15 protein-coding genes and 1 tRNA gene are annotated in these 17,921 nt (G+C 72.8%); 6 read left to right on the top strand and 10 right to left on the bottom strand.

The window, feature by feature from the left end; genetic code table 11:
* Window positions 1-12: 12 nt before the first annotated feature.
* From Q3W68_RS17730 to Q3W68_RS17710, 5 genes are all read right to left on the bottom strand, one after another.
* Window positions 13-108 (bottom strand) — tRNA-Sec (locus Q3W68_RS17730).
* A gap of 45 nt (window positions 109-153) precedes the next feature.
* Complete coding sequence (nrfD, locus tag Q3W68_RS17725) at window positions 154-1,404, bottom strand: NrfD/PsrC family molybdoenzyme membrane anchor subunit (protein ID WP_302906491.1); 1,251 nt, start codon at window positions 1,402-1,404, stop codon at window positions 154-156.
* Window positions 1,401-2,444, bottom strand: coding sequence for a 4Fe-4S dicluster domain-containing protein (locus tag Q3W68_RS17720; RefSeq protein WP_302906490.1), 1,044 nt, complete (start codon window positions 2,442-2,444; stop codon window positions 1,401-1,403). The genes nrfD and Q3W68_RS17720 overlap by 4 nt, the downstream gene beginning before the upstream one ends.
* Window positions 2,437-5,760, bottom strand: a complete 3,324-nt coding sequence (gene fdh / locus Q3W68_RS17715) for a formate dehydrogenase (protein ID WP_302906489.1) — start codon at window positions 5,758-5,760, stop codon at window positions 2,437-2,439. The genes Q3W68_RS17720 and fdh overlap by 8 nt, the downstream gene beginning before the upstream one ends.
* A 299-nt stretch (window positions 5,761-6,059) precedes the next feature.
* On the bottom strand, window positions 6,060-6,641 hold the full coding sequence (locus tag Q3W68_RS17710; RefSeq protein ID WP_302906488.1) for a hypothetical protein: 582 nt from the start codon (window positions 6,639-6,641) through the stop codon (window positions 6,060-6,062).
* Window positions 6,642-7,831: 1,190 nt separating this feature from the next.
* Between Q3W68_RS17710 and Q3W68_RS17705 the strand changes: the two genes are divergently transcribed.
* On the top strand, window positions 7,832-8,158 hold the full coding sequence (locus Q3W68_RS17705) for a hypothetical protein (protein WP_302906487.1): 327 nt from the start codon (window positions 7,832-7,834) through the stop codon (window positions 8,156-8,158).
* A complete protein-coding gene (locus Q3W68_RS17700) occupies window positions 8,155-8,805 on the top strand; it encodes a nucleotidyl transferase AbiEii/AbiGii toxin family protein (RefSeq protein ID WP_145754962.1) in 651 nt (216 codons plus the stop codon). Before Q3W68_RS17705 ends, Q3W68_RS17700 begins: the two co-directional genes overlap by 4 nt.
* A gap of 118 nt (window positions 8,806-8,923) precedes the next feature.
* Here the strand turns inward: Q3W68_RS17700 and Q3W68_RS17695 are convergent, their stop codons facing one another.
* The gene (locus Q3W68_RS17695; RefSeq protein ID WP_302906486.1) at window positions 8,924-9,826 is read right to left on the bottom strand and encodes an SDR family oxidoreductase; all 903 of its coding nucleotides are present in this window, start codon (window positions 9,824-9,826) and stop codon (window positions 8,924-8,926) included.
* A gap of 150 nt (window positions 9,827-9,976) precedes the next feature.
* On the opposite strand from Q3W68_RS17695, the gene Q3W68_RS17690 reads away from it, so the two are divergent.
* On the top strand, window positions 9,977-11,764 hold the full coding sequence (locus Q3W68_RS17690; RefSeq protein WP_302906485.1) for a bifunctional UDP-sugar hydrolase/5'-nucleotidase: 1,788 nt from the start codon (window positions 9,977-9,979) through the stop codon (window positions 11,762-11,764).
* A gap of 39 nt (window positions 11,765-11,803) precedes the next feature.
* Here Q3W68_RS17690 and Q3W68_RS17685 read toward each other — a convergent pair whose 3' ends face one another.
* Window positions 11,804-11,989, bottom strand: coding sequence for a hypothetical protein (locus tag Q3W68_RS17685; RefSeq protein WP_302906484.1), 186 nt, complete (start codon window positions 11,987-11,989; stop codon window positions 11,804-11,806).
* 115 nt (window positions 11,990-12,104) lie between these two features.
* Here Q3W68_RS17685 and Q3W68_RS17680 point away from each other — a divergent pair, with 115 nt between their 5' ends.
* Window positions 12,105-13,124, top strand: a complete 1,020-nt coding sequence (locus Q3W68_RS17680; protein ID WP_302906483.1) for an NAD(P)-dependent alcohol dehydrogenase — start codon at window positions 12,105-12,107, stop codon at window positions 13,122-13,124.
* Here Q3W68_RS17680 and Q3W68_RS17675 read toward each other — a convergent pair.
* Entirely contained in the window at window positions 13,111-14,238 is a 1,128-nt protein-coding gene (locus Q3W68_RS17675) for a geranylgeranyl reductase family protein (protein ID WP_302906704.1), read from the bottom strand. The genes Q3W68_RS17680 and Q3W68_RS17675 overlap by 14 nt on opposite strands.
* A gap of 143 nt (window positions 14,239-14,381) precedes the next feature.
* On the opposite strand from Q3W68_RS17675, the gene Q3W68_RS17670 reads away from it, so the two are divergent.
* Both Q3W68_RS17670 and Q3W68_RS17665 read left to right on the top strand, forming a co-directional pair.
* On the top strand, window positions 14,382-14,618 hold the full coding sequence (locus tag Q3W68_RS17670) for a hypothetical protein (protein ID WP_013286401.1): 237 nt from the start codon (window positions 14,382-14,384) through the stop codon (window positions 14,616-14,618).
* Window positions 14,619-14,689: 71 nt separating this feature from the next.
* On the top strand, window positions 14,690-16,144 hold the full coding sequence (locus tag Q3W68_RS17665) for an MFS transporter (RefSeq protein ID WP_302906482.1): 1,455 nt from the start codon (window positions 14,690-14,692) through the stop codon (window positions 16,142-16,144).
* Window positions 16,145-16,250: 106 nt separating this feature from the next.
* Here Q3W68_RS17665 and Q3W68_RS17660 read toward each other — a convergent pair whose 3' ends face one another.
* Window positions 16,251-16,802: a hypothetical protein gene (locus Q3W68_RS17660; protein ID WP_302906481.1), complete on the bottom strand. Its 552-nt coding sequence runs from the start codon at window positions 16,800-16,802 to the stop codon at window positions 16,251-16,253.
* A gap of 308 nt (window positions 16,803-17,110) precedes the next feature.
* Entirely contained in the window at window positions 17,111-17,836 is a 726-nt protein-coding gene (locus Q3W68_RS17655) for a hypothetical protein (RefSeq protein ID WP_191971197.1), read from the bottom strand.
* Window positions 17,837-17,921: the final 85 nt, after the last annotated feature.

Below are 17,921 nucleotides of genomic sequence, written 5' to 3'. Positions count from 1 at the left end.
CCGGGAACGGTTTGGCGGAGACGGACGGGAATCGAACCCGCCTGGCCCGGGTCCCGGACCACACCGGTTTTGAAGACCGGGAGGGGCACCAGCCGCCTGAACGCCTCCACGCAGCAGTCAACCACAGCGGACGGCAGGCCGCCCGGGGAGGTGTCAGTCCTGGTCGGCGGCCCGCCGGTCGGCGCGTTCGCGCTGCGGCACGACCGTGTAGCGCGGGTCACGCGCCGAGGCGACCCCGCCGTGGAAGATCCCGAACCGGGTGCACACCGACGCGGCGATCAGCGCGCCGCCGGAGAGCGCGGACAGCACCCGGCTGCGCCGGCCGACCAGCGCGCCGAGGACACCGGCGGCGGTCAGCGCCCGGCCCGCGCGCAGCAGCTTCCCGGGCGTGCCCTGCGTGTAGGGCTCACTGAGCAGGCCGAGCCGGTTCTCCACCCGGTGCGAACCCCACAGCTCCATCGCCGCGCCCGCCACCGCGAGGCGACGCGCCGGGCCGGCCTGCGCGCAGGGCGCGGCCGCCAGCCCGACACCGGCGCCGCTGGCCAGGGCGCTGCCCGCGAAGATGGCCGGCAGTTCCGGGTACGCCTCGTGCCACGACGGCACCGCCGTGTCCGCCAGCAGCACCCCGGTGTACGTGGCCAGCGCCGGCGCGGCGACGGCGGCCACCACACCGGCCGCGTGCCCGGCCGGGGGCAGCAGCCGGCGGCCGAGCCCCAGCACGCCGCGCTCGGGCAGCAGCGGGGCCGCCTCGGCGACCGCCGCGACTCCGGCGGCCGGGCCGAACACGCTGAGGATCCAGGTGCCCACCGACATCGGCGAGGTCACCTTCGCCACCCGCAGCATGTGGTGGAAGCGCGACGGCCGGCCCAGGTCGTTGATCAGGAAGTACGTGCTCGCGCCGACGCCCGCGAGCGCGGCGACCCGGCCGGCGCGGCGCAACGCGGGACGGCCGGTGAGCTGCCCGCCCGCCGCCAGCAGCGAGGAGCCGGCGGCGAGACCGCCGGTGAACAGGTACGCGGCGATGTCCCACCGCCAGACCGGCGGTTTGAGGACGGGCCGGCCGTAGTAGGAGGTGAACTCGGCCGGCGGGACGTTGAGCTGCTCGCCACCGCCCTTGTCGCCCCGGCCGCGGCGCCGGCGCGGTGCCGCGTCGCGGGGCGGGTGCGGAGCCAGGCCGGCGTCGCGGGAGCCCGCGTCGGTGCGGCCCACGCCGGGACCGGCCGCGGTGGCCCGGCTGCCGTTGCCGTGTTCCGCGGCGCTGCCGCTGCTCAGCCGATCGACGCCGCCGTGCGGCCCGGCGGCGTGCGGGCCGACGGGGTGCGGGCCGATGGCGTCGGGGCGTTCGGCGGACAGGCGCTCACGGAAGCGGCGGAACAGGTCACCGACCGGGCGGTCCGGGCTCACGACGATCCTCCGACGAACGCGGCCACGGCAGCCGCCGCCATGGCCAGGGCGGCGAACCCGGCCCGCTTCCACATCTTCGGCAGGTCCCGGGTGGTGACCACCGGGTCCGGCGGCAGCCCGTACACCTCCGGTTCGTCCAGCAGCAGGAAGAACGCGCCGTCGCCGCCGACACCGTCGGTCGGGTCGTGGCCGTACAGCCGCGCCTCGGGCACCCCGTGCTCGTGCAGCGCGGTGACCCGCCGGGCGGCCCGTTCCCGCAGCTCGTCGAGCGGACCGTACTGGATCGACTCGGTCGGGCACGCCTGCGCGCAGGCGGGCGTCATGCCCGCGCCGATCCGGTCGTAGCAGAGCGTGCACTTCCACGCCCGGCCGTCGCCCTTGCGCTGGTCGATCACGCCGTACGGGCAGGCGGAGATGCAGTAGCCGCACCCGTTGCAGATGTCCTCCTGCACCACCACCGTGCCGAACTCGGTGCGGAACAGCGAACCAGTCGGGCACACGTCCAGGCAGGCCGCGTGCGTGCAGTGCTTGCACACGTCGGACATCATCAGCCAGCGGAAGTCGGTACGGGACTCCACGCCGGTGGACCGCCCGGGCGGCTGGGTGCCGGGCATCCCGAGGAACTCCGGACCGGCGGCCATCCGCGCCGCCGCCTCCGGCTGCCCCGTCGGCAGGCCGGGGTTCGTACCGGTGTCGGCGGCAGTGACCGCGCCTGCCGCTGCGGACCCGGGGCTGGTGGCCGGGCCGGTCGGGTCACCGGCGAACGGCGGCGTGCGGTGCCCGGCCGGGCGGGGCTGCTCGATGAACGCGACGTGCCGCCACGAGTTCGCGGTCAGCGCGCCGGTGTTGTCGTACGACATGCCGAGCAGGTCGAACCCGGAGTCGGGGACGCCGTTCCACTCCTTGCAGGCCACCTCGCACGCCTTGCAGCCGATGCAGACGCTGGTGTCGGTGAAGAAGCCCATCCGGGGCGGCGCGGCGACCCAGCCCGCGTCCGGGGCCGGGTCCAGCGGGCCGTACAGGCTGTTGGCGTCAGGCATGCGGTTCCCCGTCCTGGTGCGCGGCGGGCGACTGCTCGTCGGTGCTGCCGGCGGCGTCGTCCCCGCCGGCCGCGTCGGTGGTCACCATCGGGACCTTGCGGTCCGCCGTCATCCCGGCCCGCCGCTGGTATTCGCCGACCAGGTCGAGCAGCGACGGGCCGGTGGGCCGCCGCCCGGGCCGGATGTCACAGGTGCCGACCTTGCTCTCCTGGATGAGGACGTTCGGGTCGAGCGTGATGCCGAACAGGTCGTTCGCCGAGTCGCCGGTGACCAGACCCTCGCTGCCGAAGTGGTACGGCAGCCAGACCTGGTGGATGATCCGGCCGTCCACCCGCAGCGGGGTGAGCCGATCGGTGACCAGCACCCGCGCCTCGATCACCGCCCGGCCGCTGATCAGGTGCGCCCAGCCCAGGTGCGCCAGCCCGATCTCGCCGGCCAGCTCCGGGGACACCTCGACGAACATCTCCGGTTGCAGCTCGGCCAGGCGCGGCACGGTACGGCTCATCCCGCCGGCGGTGTGGTGCTCGGTGAGGCGGCTGACCGTGAACACGTACGGGAAGACCTGGCTGTGCGGCTCCGGCGGACTCGGGTTCATCCGGTTGATCGGGTGCTCGTAGATCTTGCGGGTCGGGTTGGCCTGCTGACCGTAGAGCGGGTTGCGCATCGGCGACTCGGCCGGCTCGTAGTGCGTCGGCAGCGGGCCGTCGAGGACGCCGCTCGGCGCGTACAGCCACGCCTTGCCGTCGCCCTGCATGACGAACGGGTCGTCACCGGCGAGCGCGGCCGGCCCGGAGGCGCCCTCGGGCGGCCGGTACGACGGCGGCTTCGTCTTCTCGAAGTCCGGCACGTCGTACCCGGTCCACTCGCCGGCGTCCGGATCCCACCAGACGTACTTCTTGCGCTCGCTCCACGGACGGCCGTCCGGGTCGGCGGAGGCGCGGTTGTAGAGCGTGCGCCGGTTCGCCGGCCACGCCCAGCCCCACTCGGCGGCCACCCAGTCCTGCTCGTGCCGGGACCGGCGGCGGGCCGCCTGGTTCACCCCGTCGGCGTAGACGCCGGAGTAGATCCAGCATCCGATCGCGGTGGAGCCGTCGTCGCGGGCCTCGCCGAAGGCGTCGAGCGGGCGGCCGGTTGCCACCTCGTACCCGTTGATCTCCTTGAGCACCGCCTCGGCGCTCGGCTCGGCGTGCGGACCGTGCGTCGGGTAGTCCCAGGCCAGGTCCAGCAGCGCCCGGTCGCGGCGCTCGGTGGAGCCGGCCAGCTTCTCCCGCAGCACCCGGCCGAGGTGGTAGAAGAACCACAGCTCGGAGCGGGCGTCGCCCGGCGGGTCGACGGCCTTCTCCCGCCACTGCAGAACCCGCTGGGTCTGGGTGAACGTGCCCTCCTTCTCCACGTGCGAGGCCGCCGGCAGAAAGAACACCTCGGTACGGCACTCCTCCGGCACGATCTCGCCGGTGGCGATCTCCGGACCGTTCTTCCAGAACGTGGCGCTCTCGATCATGAACAGGTCCCGGACGACGAGCCAGTCCAGGTTGGCCATGCCCAGGCGCTGGGCCCGGCCGTGCGCCGAGCCGACCGCCGGGTTCTGGCCGAGCAGGAAGTAGCCCTTCACCCTGCCGTCGATCATGTTCAGGACCTGCTGGTACGTGCCGTGGTCGCCGGTCATCCGGGGCATGTACCCGTAGCAGAAGTCGTTCTCCGGCGTCGCCGCGTCACCCCAGTACGCCTTGAGCAGGCTCGCCGCGAAGGCCCGCGAGTTGCCCCAGAATCCCTTCTGGCCCGGGTGCCGGATGCTGTCCACCCACTCGTCGAAGGTCGGGTGGTCGGCGTGGTGCGGCATCGGCAGGTAGCCGGGCAGCAGGTTGAACAGCGTCGGGATGTCGGTGGAGCCCTGGATGCTGGCGTGCCCGCGCAGCGCCAGGATGCCACCGCCCGGCCGGCCCATGTTGCCCAGCAGCGTCTGGATGATCGAGCCGGTGCGGATGTACTGCACGCCGACGCTGTGCTGCGTCCAGCCGACCGAGTAGACGAGCGCACCGGTGCGCTCCCGGCCCGAGTTCTCCGTCCAGGCGCGCGCCAGTTCGAGGAACTTCTCCTCCGGGATCCCGCAGACGCGGGCCACCATCTCCGGCGTGTAGCGGGCGAAATGGCGCTTCAGGATCTGGTAGACGCAGCGCGGGTGCTGCAACGTCTCGTCCCGGGGCGCCTGCGCCGGCACCGGCTCGCCGTGCGACTCGTGCTCCAGCCCGGAGGCCGAGTCGCGTTCCTTGCCGGTGCCCCGGACCTTCGCGTTGTCCTCCTGGCCCTCGTACTGCCAGCTCGCGTGGTCGTACGAGCCGGTGTCCGGGTTGTAGCCGGAGAACAGGCCGTCGAGGTCCTCGGTGTCGGCGAACTGCTCGCTGACGATGTTGGCCGCGTTGGTGTACGCCAGCACGTACTCCCGGAAGTCGAGCTCGTTCTCCAGGATGTAGCGCACCACGCCGCCGAGCAGCGCGATGTCGGTGCCCGCCCGGATCGGCAGGTACGTGTCGGCGAGCGCGCTGGTGCGCGTGAACCGCGGGTCGACGTGGAAGACCTTCGCCCCGCGCTTCTTCGCCTCCATCACCCACTGGAAGCCCACCGGGTGGGCCTCGGCCATGTTCGAGCCCTGGATGACGATGACGTCAGCGTTGGCGAGGTCCTGCTGGAAGTCCGTGGCGCCGCCGCGACCGAAGCTGGTCCCCAGACCGGGGACGGTGGCGGAGTGTCAAATACGGGCCTGGTTCTCGATCTGGAGTGCCCCCATCGCCGTGAACAGCTTCTTGATGAGGTAGTTCTCCTCGTTGTCAAGCGTCGCGCCGCCGAGGCTGGAGATGCCGAGCGTCCGGTTCAGCGGGCGGCCCTCGTCGTCGACGTCCTCCCAGGTCTCCGCGCGGGCGGCGAGGATCCGGTCGGCGATCATGTCGAGCGCGACGTCGAGGTCCAGGTCCTCCCACTCGGTCGCGTACGGCCGGCGGTAGCGGACCTTGGTCTGGCGCAGCGGGCTGGTCACCAGGCTCTTGCTGGCAGAGCCCTTCGGGCAGAGCCGGCCCCGCGAGATCGGGCTGTCCGGGTCGCCCTCGATCTGGGTGACCCGGCCGTCCTTGTGATAGACGCGCTGCCCGCAGCCGACCGCGCAGTACGGGCAGACCGAGCGGGCCATGCCGTCGGCGGTCTCGGTGCGCGGGGCCAACTCGGCGGACCGCGCCGACTGGGCGGCGGCGCCGCGACCGAGCGGGTCGGTGCCGGTGAGTTGCCGGTAGACCGGCCACCCCTGGATGAAGGTCTTCAGACCCACCCGGGCACCCCCTCCGCGTCGAGAACGGCTCACCTCTGCCCGTAACCCTAGGCCAGCCGCCCGGGGCGTGCGACTCGAGCCCGCAGACAGAACCGCCCCGGCCTGATGGCCGGGGCGGTTCTGGGCGTCGGTGTGCATGTCGCCTCTCGGCGAGTGGCGCAACGCGGCTCCAGCCGAACGGTATTCCGCGAAGGCAATTTAGGTGAGGCCCGGGGACACTGGACACACCGACGCTCTGCACAACGGTACCGGGGTCACGGTTCTTCCGCTCGTTCGTCGTGACCCCGGTCACCGCCGGGTCAGCTGTTCCAGTGCTGGGCGACGAGGTCGGCGGCCTGCTGTTCCCACTGGGCGTAGTGGTCGGGGTAGGCGGAGACCTGGACGGTCTGGGCGGCGTCGGTCAGGGGCATGTCGCGCCAGCCGTCGACCTGCTTGAGGCCGGTGAGGAACGCGGTGGTGGAGTATTCGGGGTCGGTGATCTGCTCGACGGTGCCCCAGCCGCTGGAGGGGCGCTGCTGGAACAGGCCCTGGGAGTCGTGGTCGTTGCGGTCGCCGAGGTGGCCGAGGTTCTCCAGCTTCGACTCCTGCAGGGCGGTGGCGATGGACACGACGGCGGCGCGTTCGTCCATGCCGGCCTTCTTGGTGGCGGCGATGATGGCCTTGACGTTGGTGGTCTGCTCGTCGTCGAGGTCGATGTGGGACTGGGTGCCCTGCACGCCGTGCGGGATGAGGGTGGTGGTGTCGAGCTTGCCGGTCTGGGTGGTGACGGCCGTGTCCCGCACCGGGGTGGTGGTGTCGTGGTTGAGGGGGCCGGCGGCGAGGCCACCGGCGACGGTCAGGCCGGCGATGCCGAGGATGCTCTTGCGCAGGATGCTGTTCATGATGGGGGCTCCGTTCGGGGGTCGACGCCCGCGCCGAGGGGGTTCGGTGCGGGTGCGAGCACCGTCAGGCGCTCAAGGAAGTCTTGGGGGTCCGGCGCGCTGCTCACGCGACTCCGCACGGGGGTGCCCGGGGGGCTTTTGCGGGGCTGGCTGCTCGCGCCGGAGACATGTTCAACGACCGCCGGCCCGGCGTCATTCCCGGGACGCCGCCGCCCGCCTCACGGGGTGCGGGGTGCTGCGGGGGTGCTGGTGTGGTCGTTCACCAGGTATAACGCCCCGCCGCCGTCCCGGATTCCGCCGGCCGGGTGTCCCCGACCACCCCGAAACCGGACAGCGCCGCCCAGCCCTCGCATCCACCACCGACCGCCCAGCGCCCATCACCCGCTCGGCGCCCGCCGCCAGCACCCGCCGCCCAGCGCCCCGGCTACCCGCCGCCCAGCGCCCCGGCGCCCGCCGCTCAGGGCCCCGCCCACCGGCGCCCGCCGGCCAGCCCTCAGCGCCCGGCACCCGCCGCCCAGCCCTCAGTACCCAGCGCCGCGTCCGGCGTCCGGCGGCGTCGATCATGAGGTTGACGGCACTTCGTGTCCGGTTCGTCACCGCCAACCTCATGATCGACGCGGCGCCCCGGCGCGGCCGACAGCGACCCGGCGAGAGGCGGACCCCCACCTACCCGGGCTGGGGGATCCGGGCGGTGAACCTGCACGGCCGGGCCGCCCAGACGGAACAGTGCGAGATCTTGGTACGCCGCCGCCCCCAGAAGGGCGGAAACGTACCAAGATCTCCATCGGGCGGCGGCCAGAGAACCAGCACATGGCGGACGTCAGCCGGGCACCCCGGAGAAGCCCACCACGCCCCTGCGCATCAACCACCACGGGCGACCTTGGAAGGAAACGGCCCCCATAAGGGCCAAAAACTTCCAAGATCTCCGGCGGAGTGCCCCGCGAGGTGAACAAGGCGAGCATCGCGACGGGCGATCATGAGGTTAGCGGCACGTGCCGACCGTTTTGTCCGGTCCAACTTCATGATCGACGGGGCGAGGGGGGCCGGCGGGTGAGCGTCGGTGGCCTGCGGGCGCGGGCCGGCTGCGGGTGGGGCGGGCGGGCACTCAGGTGGGGCGGGGAGGGTGCGGTGACGGCGTCTGTGCGGGACGGACGGGGGGAAAGGGGCCGGGTTGGGGTTACCCTGATGCCATGTCGGTCACCGCGCACGCGTACCTCGCCCGCCCCGGGCGACCCGCTGTGGTGGCGCGCACCCTGGACGAGCTGACCGGTCCGACGACCGGCATCGTCGAGCTGCCGGTGCACCTGATGTGGAGCAGCGAACGCGCGTTCGACCTGGGCGACCCGGACGAGTTGCTCTGGATGTACGAGAACGTGCTGCGTGAGACGACCCGGGTGGAGGATCTGCGCGAGCTGATCCACGCGGGCACGCTGCGCCGGCTGTGGCCGCTGCTCAACCTGCCCCGGGGCGTACGCCTGGCCTGGGAGGGCCGGCACCGGAGCCTGCGCCCGGCGTGACCCACCCGCACGACTTCTACCGGCAGGTGGCCCGGGTGGCGCTGGCCGCGGCCGGCCCGCACCGCTTCGTGCTCGGCGGCGGCGTCGCGTGGGCGGCGCACGGCCTGGTCACCCGCCCCACCGAGGACGTCGACCTCTTCGCCGACGTGGAGGGCGCCGCCGCGGCGGCGGCCGACGGGGTACGCGCGGCGCTGGAACGGGCCGGTTACCGGGTGGCCGAGGTGGACCCGGGTGGGCTGGGTGAGGTGTTCGACGGCTTCGACCGGGACCTGCGCGACTTCGTGGTGAGCCGGGACGGCCGGCAGATCCGGCTCAGCCTGGCCCGCCTGGACCGGCACCGCAGCCCGGTGGTGATGGACCTCGGCCCGGTCATGGACGTCCGGGACCTGATCGCCAACAAGACCGCCGCGCTGGTGAACCGGCGGGAGGTACGCGACTACATCGACGTGTCCGCCGCGCTGGACCGGTACACGGTCGCGGAGCTGCTGGAACTGGCCCGGCAGGTCGACCCGGCGCTGGACGACGAGGACGTGCGCGCGGCGGGCCGCTACCTCGACGGGCTGGCCGACCGGCGGTTCACCCGGTACGGCCTGGACGCGCCGCGCATCGCCGAGGTACGCCGCCGGATGGCCGCCTGGCCCCGCTGAGCAGCGGAACCAGACGACCGAGCCGCGACGCGCCGGACGGCCGAGCGGGCGGACCAGTGAAGCAGCCGGCCGGACGGCCGGACCGGACCAGTGAAGCAGCCGGACCGGACGAGACGGCTCACTTCGTCGGGCGGCCGCCCGTGACGCCGAGGATCTCGCCGGTGACGTAGCTGGACTCCTGCGAGGCGAAGTAGACGTACGCGGGCGCCAGCTCGGCCGGCTGACCGGGACGGCCCAGCGGCGTGTCGGTGCCGAACTCCTTGACCTTCTCCTCCGGCATGGTGGCCGGGATCAGCGGCGTCCAGATCGGGCCGGGCGCGACCGCGTTGACCCGGATGCCCCGGTCGGCCAGGTTCTGCGCGAGCGCCTTTGTGAAGTTGGCGATGGCCGCCTTGGTGGTGGCGTAGTCGAGCAGCTGCGGCGACGGGTCGAACGCCTGGATCGACGACGTGTTGATGATCGTCGAGCCTTCCTTCATGTGCGGCACCGCGAACTTGCAGAGCCAGAACATGGCGTACACGTTGGTCTTGAAGACCCGGTCGAACTGCTCGGTGGTGATGTCGAGCAGGCCGTTGTCCTGCGACATCTGGAAGGCCGCGTTGTTGACCAGGATGTCGACGCCGCCGAGGTCGCTCAGCGCCTGGTCGACGAGCGCGCGGCAGTTCGCCTCCTCGCGCAGGTCGCACTGGACGGCGACGCCCTTGCGCCCGGCCTGCTCGATCAGGCCGACGGTCTCGCGCGCGTCCTTGGCCTCCTCGTCGCCGAGGTAGGTGACGAGCACGTCGGCGCCCTCGCGGGCGAAGGCGATCGCCACGGCCCGGCCGATGCCGGAGTCGCCGCCGGTGATGACCGCCCGCTTGCCGGTGAGCCGGTCGCTGCCCCGGTACGACTCCTCGCCGTGGTCGGGCTTCGGCCCCATCTCCTGTTCGGTGCCGGGCGGCGTCTGCTGCTGCGCCGGCTGTCCCTCGCTCTGTCCGTACTGCTCGGCCGGGTGCTGCTGGGTGAACTGGTCCTCGCTCATGGATCCGCCCCTACCCCGGTGACGGGCGCGAAAACAGCAGCCTGTGACCGGAGGGGAAACAATTCGGGCCGCTGTGGCGCACGCGACATCTGGTGGTTATGGTGCGCAACGGCGCCCACGAGGCGCGTACCCCATTTGGAAAGGCACCTCATGACCTCCTCCTCCGGCGCCTCCCGGCGCCAGGTGCTGGCCGTCGCGGCCGCCGCCGCGACCGCTCCTCTGCTGGCCGGCGCGCCCGCCGAGGCGAAGCCGAAGCCGAAGACCTGGGACCTGACGATCCTCGGCACGTCGGACACCCACGGCAACGTCTACAACTGGGACTACTACTCCGACGCGGAGTTCGACGACAGCAAGCACAACGACGTCGGCGTCGCGAAGCTCGCCACGCTGGTCAACCAGATCCGCGCCGAGCGCAAGGGCAGGGCCACGCTGGTCCTCGACGCCGGTGACACGATCCAGGGCACGCCGCTGGCCACCTACTACGCCAAGCAGGAGCCGATCACCAGCACCGGTGAGACGCACCCGATGGCCCGGGCCATGAACGTGCTCAGGTACGACGCGGTGACGCTCGGCAACCACGAGTTCAACTACGGCCTGCCGCTGCTGGCGACCTGGATCGAGCAGCTCGGCTTCCCGGCGCTGGCCGCGAACGCGCTCAACGCCAAGACCGGCAAGCCGGCGTTCCTGCCGTACGTGATCAAGGAGGTCCGGCTCGGCGGGCACGGCGCGCCGAAGCTGCGCGTCGGCATCCTCGGCCTGACCAACCCCGGCGTGGCCATCTGGGACAAGGGCAACGTCGAGGGCCGCCTCGTCTTCGCCGACATGGTCGCCACCGCCGCGAAGTGGGTGCCGGAGATGCGCCGCCGCGGCGCCGACCTGGTCGTCATCTCCGCCCACGGCGGCGACAGCGGCACCTCCAGCTACGGCCCGGAACTGCCGAACGAGAACCCGACCGCGCTGATCGCCGAGCAGGTCCCCGGCATCGACGCGATCCTGTTCGGCCACGCGCACAACGAGGTGCCGGAGAAGTTCGTCACCAACCTCACCACCGGCGAGCGGGTCCTCACCTCCGAGCCGTCGAAGTGGGGCCAGCGGCTGACCCGGATGGACTTCACGCTGACCCGGGAGAAGGGCCGCTGGACGGTCACCGCCAAGTCGGCCACCACGCTGAACACCAACACCGTGGTCGAGGACCCGGCGGTGCTCGCGGCCGTGCGCGGCCAGCACACGAAGACCGTCGAGTACGTCAACCGGGTCGTCGCACAGTCGAGCGTGGAGCTGTCCGCCGCCGAGTCGCGGTACAAGGACACCCCGATCCTGGACTTCATCAACCACGTCCAGACCGAGGTCGTCACCGAGGCCCTGGCGGGCGGGGAGTACGCGGGCCTGCCGGTGCTGTCCATCGCCGCGCCGTTCAGCCGTACCGCGGTGTTCCCGCAGGGCGACGTGCGGATCCGCGACGTGGCGGGCCTCTACGTGTACGACAACACGCTGGAGGCGGTCGTGCTGACCGGCGCCGAGGTGAAGGCGTACCTGGAGTACTCGGCGAAGTACTTCAGGACCTTCCCGGTCGGCACCACTGTCGACGTGGAGAACATCAACGACACCACAGTGCCGGACTACAACTACGACGTGTTCTCCGGCGTCGACTACGACATCGACATCGCCCGGCCGGTCGGCCAGCGGATCACCCGCCTGGTGCTGGCCGGCACCGACACCCCGGTCGCGGCGGACGCCCGGTTCGTGGTGGCGGTGAACAACTACCGGCGCAGCGGCGGCGGCAACTTCCCGGGCATCGTGAAGACCCAGGTCTACAACGCCCAGCAGGAGATCCGCCAGCTGCTCATCGACTGGGCGCAGGCCAAGGGCGTCATCGACCCGGCCGACTTCTTCGTGCCCAACTGGAAGCTGGTACGCGAGGGCGTGCCGGTCTTCTGACCGTGACGCGACGGGGTCCGGGCGGGTGTCCGGGCCCCGTCAGCCGCCCGCGCGCAGGTGCCACTCCGACTCGCCGCCGACCGGGTCCGGCCGGTCCGGAGGGAACTCGGTCTCGGTGGCCTCGATCCGCTCCTCCGGGCGTACCCGGGCCGGCAGTTCGCCGAAGCGGACGTGCCGCAGGAACGCGTACTCCTCGTCGGTGAACGACTCGGCCGGTTCGCTCATGACCGCATTGTGCGCCTGCCCGTCCCGCCTCCGCATCAACCGCTTCGGCACGGGTAAGCCGCCGCGACGACCGACGGCGACGAGGTGGAGGCGACACGAGATGCGCGCAGTACGGATGACCGCACCCGATGTGCTGGAGCACACGGAGGTGCCCACGCCGCAGGCCGGCCCCGGTGAGGTGCTGCTGCGCGTCGGCGCGGTCGGCGCCTGCCACTCCGACCTGCACATCCTCGACGCGCCGGCGGGCGTGTTCCCGATCCCGATGACGCTCGGGCACGAGATCGCCGGCACCGTCGACACGGTCGGCGCCGGGGTGGACGGCTGGTCGCCGGGCGATCGGGCCGCTGTCTACGGGATCATCGGCTGCGGCCGGTGCCGGGCCTGCCTGCGGGGCGAGGAGAACCGCTGCCGGGTCATCCCGGTCGGCGGTGTCGGGCTCAGCCGCGACGGTGGGCTGGCCGAGTACGTGGTGGTGCCCGCGTCCCGGCTGCTGCCGGTCGGCGACATGGACCTGACCCAGGCGGCGCCGCTGACCGACGCCGGGCTGACCCCGTACCACGCGGTGGAGCTGGCCCGGCCCCGGCTGCGGCCCGGCACCTCCTGCGTGGTGATCGGCATCGGCGGGCTGGGACACATGGGTTTGCAGATCCTGCTGGCCACCACCGCGGTACGGGTCATCGCTGTGGACACCAGCACGGCTGCGCTGGACCTGGCCCGCCGGCTGGGCGCCCACGAGGTGGTGCAGGCCGGCCCGGACGCGGTGGAGAGGATCCGCGAGCTGGTCGGGCCGGCGCCGGACGGCGCGGACGTGGTGCTCGACTTCGTGGGCGCGCAGCCCACGATCGACACCGCCCGGCAGGTGGTCGCCACCGGCGGTCAGATCCTGCTGGTGGGCCTGGCCGGCGGCACGCTGCCGGTGCGGCCGGTCGCCGACGAGCCGCCCCCGGTGCCGCTGGAGACAGGCGTGGTGGTGCCGTTCTGGGGCACCCGGGCGGAACTGCACGAGGTGATCGCGCTGGCCCGCGCCGGCCGGCTGCACGCCGACGTGCAGACGTTCCCACTCGCGGAGGCGCCCCAGGCGTACGAGGCGCTGCGCCGGGGCGAGGTGCGGGGGCGGGCGGTCATCGTCCCCTGAGCGGGGGCAGCCGGTCGAGCAGCGCCAGGCCGGCGCGTACCGGCCGCCGGTCGAGCAACTCGGCGAAGCTCGCCCGGCCCTGGCAGAACCGGACGAACATCCGCCAGCCGGGCGGGCTCGCCAGCATCGCGTGGAACACGTCGGGCCGCCGCTCGAACACCTCCAGCAGCCGGTGCCCGGCGCGCATCTCCGGCGTCAGCCGCCGGTCGACCTCCCGGGCGTACGCGTCCAGGTCACCGGCGGCCACCGCCTCCCCGGCCAGCCGGCCGGAGCGCAGCGCGTAGCTGATCCCCTCGCGGCTCCACGGTTCCAGCAGCCCGGCGGCGTCCCCGGCGACCAGCACCCGACCGTGCCGCAGCGGGGAGTCCCCGGTGCGGCAGCGGGTCAGATGGCCGGAGTCGTGCTCCGGCGTCAGCCCGGTCAGCCCGAGCCGGTCGGTGAAGTCGCGCAGGTAGGCGCGGGTCCGCTCGCCGTCGCCCCGAGCGGCTATGACACCGACTGTCAGACGGTCGCCCTTCGGGAAGACCCACGCGTAGGAGCCGGGCAACGGCCCCCAGTCGAGCAGCACCCGGCCGCGCCACCGCTCCCGCTCGGCGGCGTCCACCGGAAGTTCCAGTTCCAGCCCGAGGTCGACCTGGCGGAAGCGCACCCCGACGTGCCGCGCGGTCACCCCGGACGAGCCGTCCGCGCCGATCACGGCCCGGGCGCGTACCGTCTCACCGCCGGCCAGGCGCAGGCGTACCTCGTCGGGGTCCTGCTCGATCGCGCGGACCGCGCCCCCCTCGCGCACCTGCGCCCCGGCGGCGACGGCGGCGGCGCGCAGCCGGTCGTCGAACTCCTCCCGGCGGATCATGGTGACCAGCGGCGCCGGGTGCCGGCGGGTGAACGCGCGTCGCCCGTCCCGGGTGAACGTGACCCGGTCGACCCGGTCGTGGGCGGGCACTTCGACGCGGTCGTCGACCTCGGCCAGCGACGTGCCGATCAGGCCGCCGCCGCACGTCTTGTAGCGGGGATGGGTGGCCCGTTCGACGACGAGCGTGCGCACGCCGGCCCGGGCCGCGGCGTGCGCGGCGGAGAGTCCGGCGGGCCCGCCGCCGACCACGACGAGATCCATGATCACGGGTGCAGCCTAGGGCACCGCCGTGCCGCACCGCCCGGTACGACAGTCGTTCGGGTGAGCATCATCGCCGCCCGTCCGGGTAACCGCCGGTCGCCGGCCGTCCGCGGGTCGGGCGGTCCACGCCGAGGAGGGAAGCGATGCCTCAGGTCCAGCTGTCTGCGGTCGAGGAACGGGTCTACCAGGCGGTGTCCGCGCTGGAGGTGCAGGGGCACGTCCCCTACCCGGACCTGATCGCCCAGGAGACCGGGATGACCGAGGAGGAGCTGCGCGAGCCGCTGCACTCGCTCACCGAGCGGGGGCTGCTGCACCGCGAGGACTCCCCGATGTCCGGCCTGGACTTCGGGCCACGGTGGTGCGCGCGCCAGATGGCGTGACCGGGTCGTTTGCCCCACCGGGCACCGGGTAGCGATCGGAGTCGGGTGATCGACGGTCAGTGGGGGGCACGATGATCGAGGGCCGGTCGTCGACGCCGGTGCCGGACACCGGGTACGACGACCGGCGACGCTGGCGCGCGCTGAGCGTCGGCCTGATCGCGGCGTTCATGACGCTGCTGGACGTCAGCATCGTCAACGTCGCGGTGCCGTCGATCGACCGGGCGTTGCAGGCCACGCCGAGTGACCTGCAGTGGGTGCTGTCCGGGTACGCGCTGACGTTCGGCCTGGTGCTCGTACCGGCCGGGCGGTTCGGCGACGCGCGCGGGCGGCGTACCGCGTTCGTGGTCGGGGTGGGCCTGTTCACGTTGACCAGCGCGCTGGCCGGGCTGGCCCGTTCGCCGGAGTGGCTGGTCGTCGCCCGGCTCGTCCAGGGTGCCGCCGCCGGTGTGGTGAATCCTCAGGTCAGCGGCATGATCCAGGAGTTGTTCCGGGGTGCCGACCGGGGCCGGGCGTTCGGGCTGCTGGGCGCGACCATCGGCATCTCCACAGCCGTCGGTCCGCTGCTCGGCGGGCTGCTCATCCAGCTGGGCGGCGAGGAGCACGGCTGGCGGTGGGTGTTCTTCGTGAACATCCCGGTCGGGATCGTGGCGATGCTGCTGGGCTGGCGGCTGATTCCGACCCGACCGGCCGGCAAGGCCGACCGGCATCGGCTCGACCCGCTCGGCGTGCTGCTGCTCGGCGCCGGCGTCACGGTGATCCTGCTGCCGCTGGTGCAGCGGGAGCAGTGGCAGGGCCCGGGCAAGTGGCTGCTGATCCCCGTCGGCCTGCTGCTGCTCGCCGCGTTCGCGCTCTGGGAGCACCGGTACGCCCGGCGCGCCCAGCCCCTGTTCGACCTGCGGCTGTTCACGGTGCGCTCGTACACGCTGGGCGCCCTGATCGGCCTGATCTACTTCGCCGGGTTCACCGCGGTCTTCTTCATCTTCACGCTCTACCTCCAGATGGGCCTCGGCTACAGCGCGCTCGTGGCCGGTGTGGCCATCACGCCGTTCGCGCTCGGTTCCGCGCTTGCCTCCGCGCTCGGCGGCCGGGTGGTCACCCGGTACGGCCGTCCGCTCGTCGCGATCGGGCTGCTCGCAGTGGTGGCCGGGCTGGTCGCGACCGACCTGGTGCTGGCCGGCGGGCCGCACGAGAACGTGCCGCTGCGGACGGCGCTGCCGTTGCTCGTCGCCGGGCTGGGCAGCGGCCTGGTGATCGCGCCGAACCAGACGCTCACGCTGTCCGAGGTGCCGGTGCCGATGGCGGGCAGCGGCGCCGGGATGCTCCAGACCGGGCAGCGCATCGGGTCGGCCGCCGGCATCGCCGCGGTGGGCGCGCTGTTCTTCTCGACGCTCGCCGAGGACCGCGGCGACTGGAGTACGGCGTTCCGCCACTCACTGCTGCTCGCCGCCGGGATCGTCGTGCTGGCGCTCGGCGCCGCCGTGGCGGACATCGTGCTCGGTCACCGGCGGTCCGTGGGCCGCTCCTGATCGGCGGGCAGCAGCACGGTGGTGAGCAGCCGCCGGGTGCGGCCGAGGGCGGGTAGGCACTACGAAAGGCCGGCACCCGGATCGGGTGCCGGCCTTTCGGTGGCTCTTACTTGTTCCAGTGCTGGGCGACGATCTCGGCGGCCTGCTGCTCCCACTGCGCGTACGCGTCGGGGTAGGCGCTGACCTGCACGGTCTGCGCGGCCTCGGTCAGCGGCATGTCCTGCCAGCCGTCGACCTGCTTGAGGCCCTTGAGGAACGCCAGCGTCGAGTACTCGGGGTCGGTGATCTGCTCCGGCGTGCCCCACCCGCTGGACGGCCGCTGCTGGAACAGGCCCAGCGAGTCGTGGTCGTTGCGGTCACCCAGGTGACCCAGGTTCTCCAGCTTCGACTCCTGGAGCGCGGTGGCGATCGAGATGACCGCGGCACGCTCGGGCAGGCCGGCCTTCTTGGTGGCCGCGATGATCGCCTTGGCGTTGGCGAGCTGCTCGTCGTTCAGGTCCACGTGCGACTGCGCGCCCTGCGGGCTCGCGCCCTGGACCGCGACGGCGGCCGGCTTGGCGGTGTCCGCCGCGTGGGCGGCGACCGGGCCGGCGAACACGCCACCGGTGAAGGCCAGGCCGGCGATACCGAGGATGCTCTTGCGCAGGATCGTGTTCATGATGGGCTCCGTTCGGGGGTCGACGCATCCGGGGGTGGATGCGTGGGCACCGTCAGGCGCTCAAGGGGATCTCGGGGGTCCGGCAGCGCGCGGCGTGCCGGGTGTGCAACGACCGGCCGGCCGGGGTTGTTCCCCCGGGGCGCTCGGCGGCGCCACTCCGGTCGCGCACCGGGTTACAACGCCACCCGCCCGCCACCGATTCCGCCGGTGGAGTGCCGCCCGCCACAGCCGAACCGGACAACGCGGCACGGTCGTGACGGGGAGACGGCCGGCCCCGGACGGGCCGGCCGCTCTCTACGGGCGTCGGGTCACCAGACCTGCTGGACGATGTCCGCCGCCTGCTCCTCCCACTGCGCGTACGCGTACGGGTAGGCGGACACCTGGACCGTCTGCGCGGCGGTGGTCAGCGGCAGCTCATGCCAGCCGCCGACGTTCTTCAGCGCGTTGAAGAACGCCTTGCTGGAGTACTCCGGGTCGGTGATCTGCTCGGACGTGCCCCAACCGGACGACGGGCGCTGCTGGAACAGGCCCTCCGAGTCGTGGTCGTTGTACGCGCCGAGGTGACCCAGGTTGTACAGCTTCGACTCCTGCAGCGAGGTCGCGACGCCGATCACGGCGCCCCGCTCCCCCACGCCCGTCTCCTTGGCCGCCTCGACGATGGCCTTGGCGTTGTCGAGCTGCGCGTCGTCGAGCGGGATGCGCGACTGCGCGCCCTCGACGCCGTGCGGCACGAGCTTCTCCTTGGCCGGCCGGTCTGCCCTGGTCGGCACCTTGTCCAGGCCGGTGGTCTGGCCGGGCTTCACCGCCTCGGTGGACGTCTTCTTGCCGGTGGCCAGGTCGATCGCGGCCTTGGCGCCCGCGTGCGGCCCGCTGGTGACCGGCGCGGCCACGGCGACGGGGCCGACGGCCAGGCCGCCCAGTACGGCCACCCCCGCCACGCTCAGCGCGGCGCGGCGGTTACGGGAGACGGCGGCGGTCTTCGCGACGGCGGTCTTCGCGATGGCGGGGAGCCATCGAGTGAAGTGCTGCTTCACGATGGTTGCCCTTTCGATCGTTACGACGCGCTCCGGGGTGAGCGCCCCTCGAGGGACTACCGCCGGGTAGGTGTTTGGGCTCCGG

The sequence above is a fragment of the Micromonospora sp. C28ISP2-4 genome (assembly GCF_030519385.1).
GTDB classification, from domain to species: Bacteria; Actinomycetota; Actinomycetes; order Mycobacteriales; family Micromonosporaceae; genus Micromonospora; species Micromonospora tulbaghiae.
This window is presented reverse-complemented; position numbering and strand designations above follow the sequence as displayed.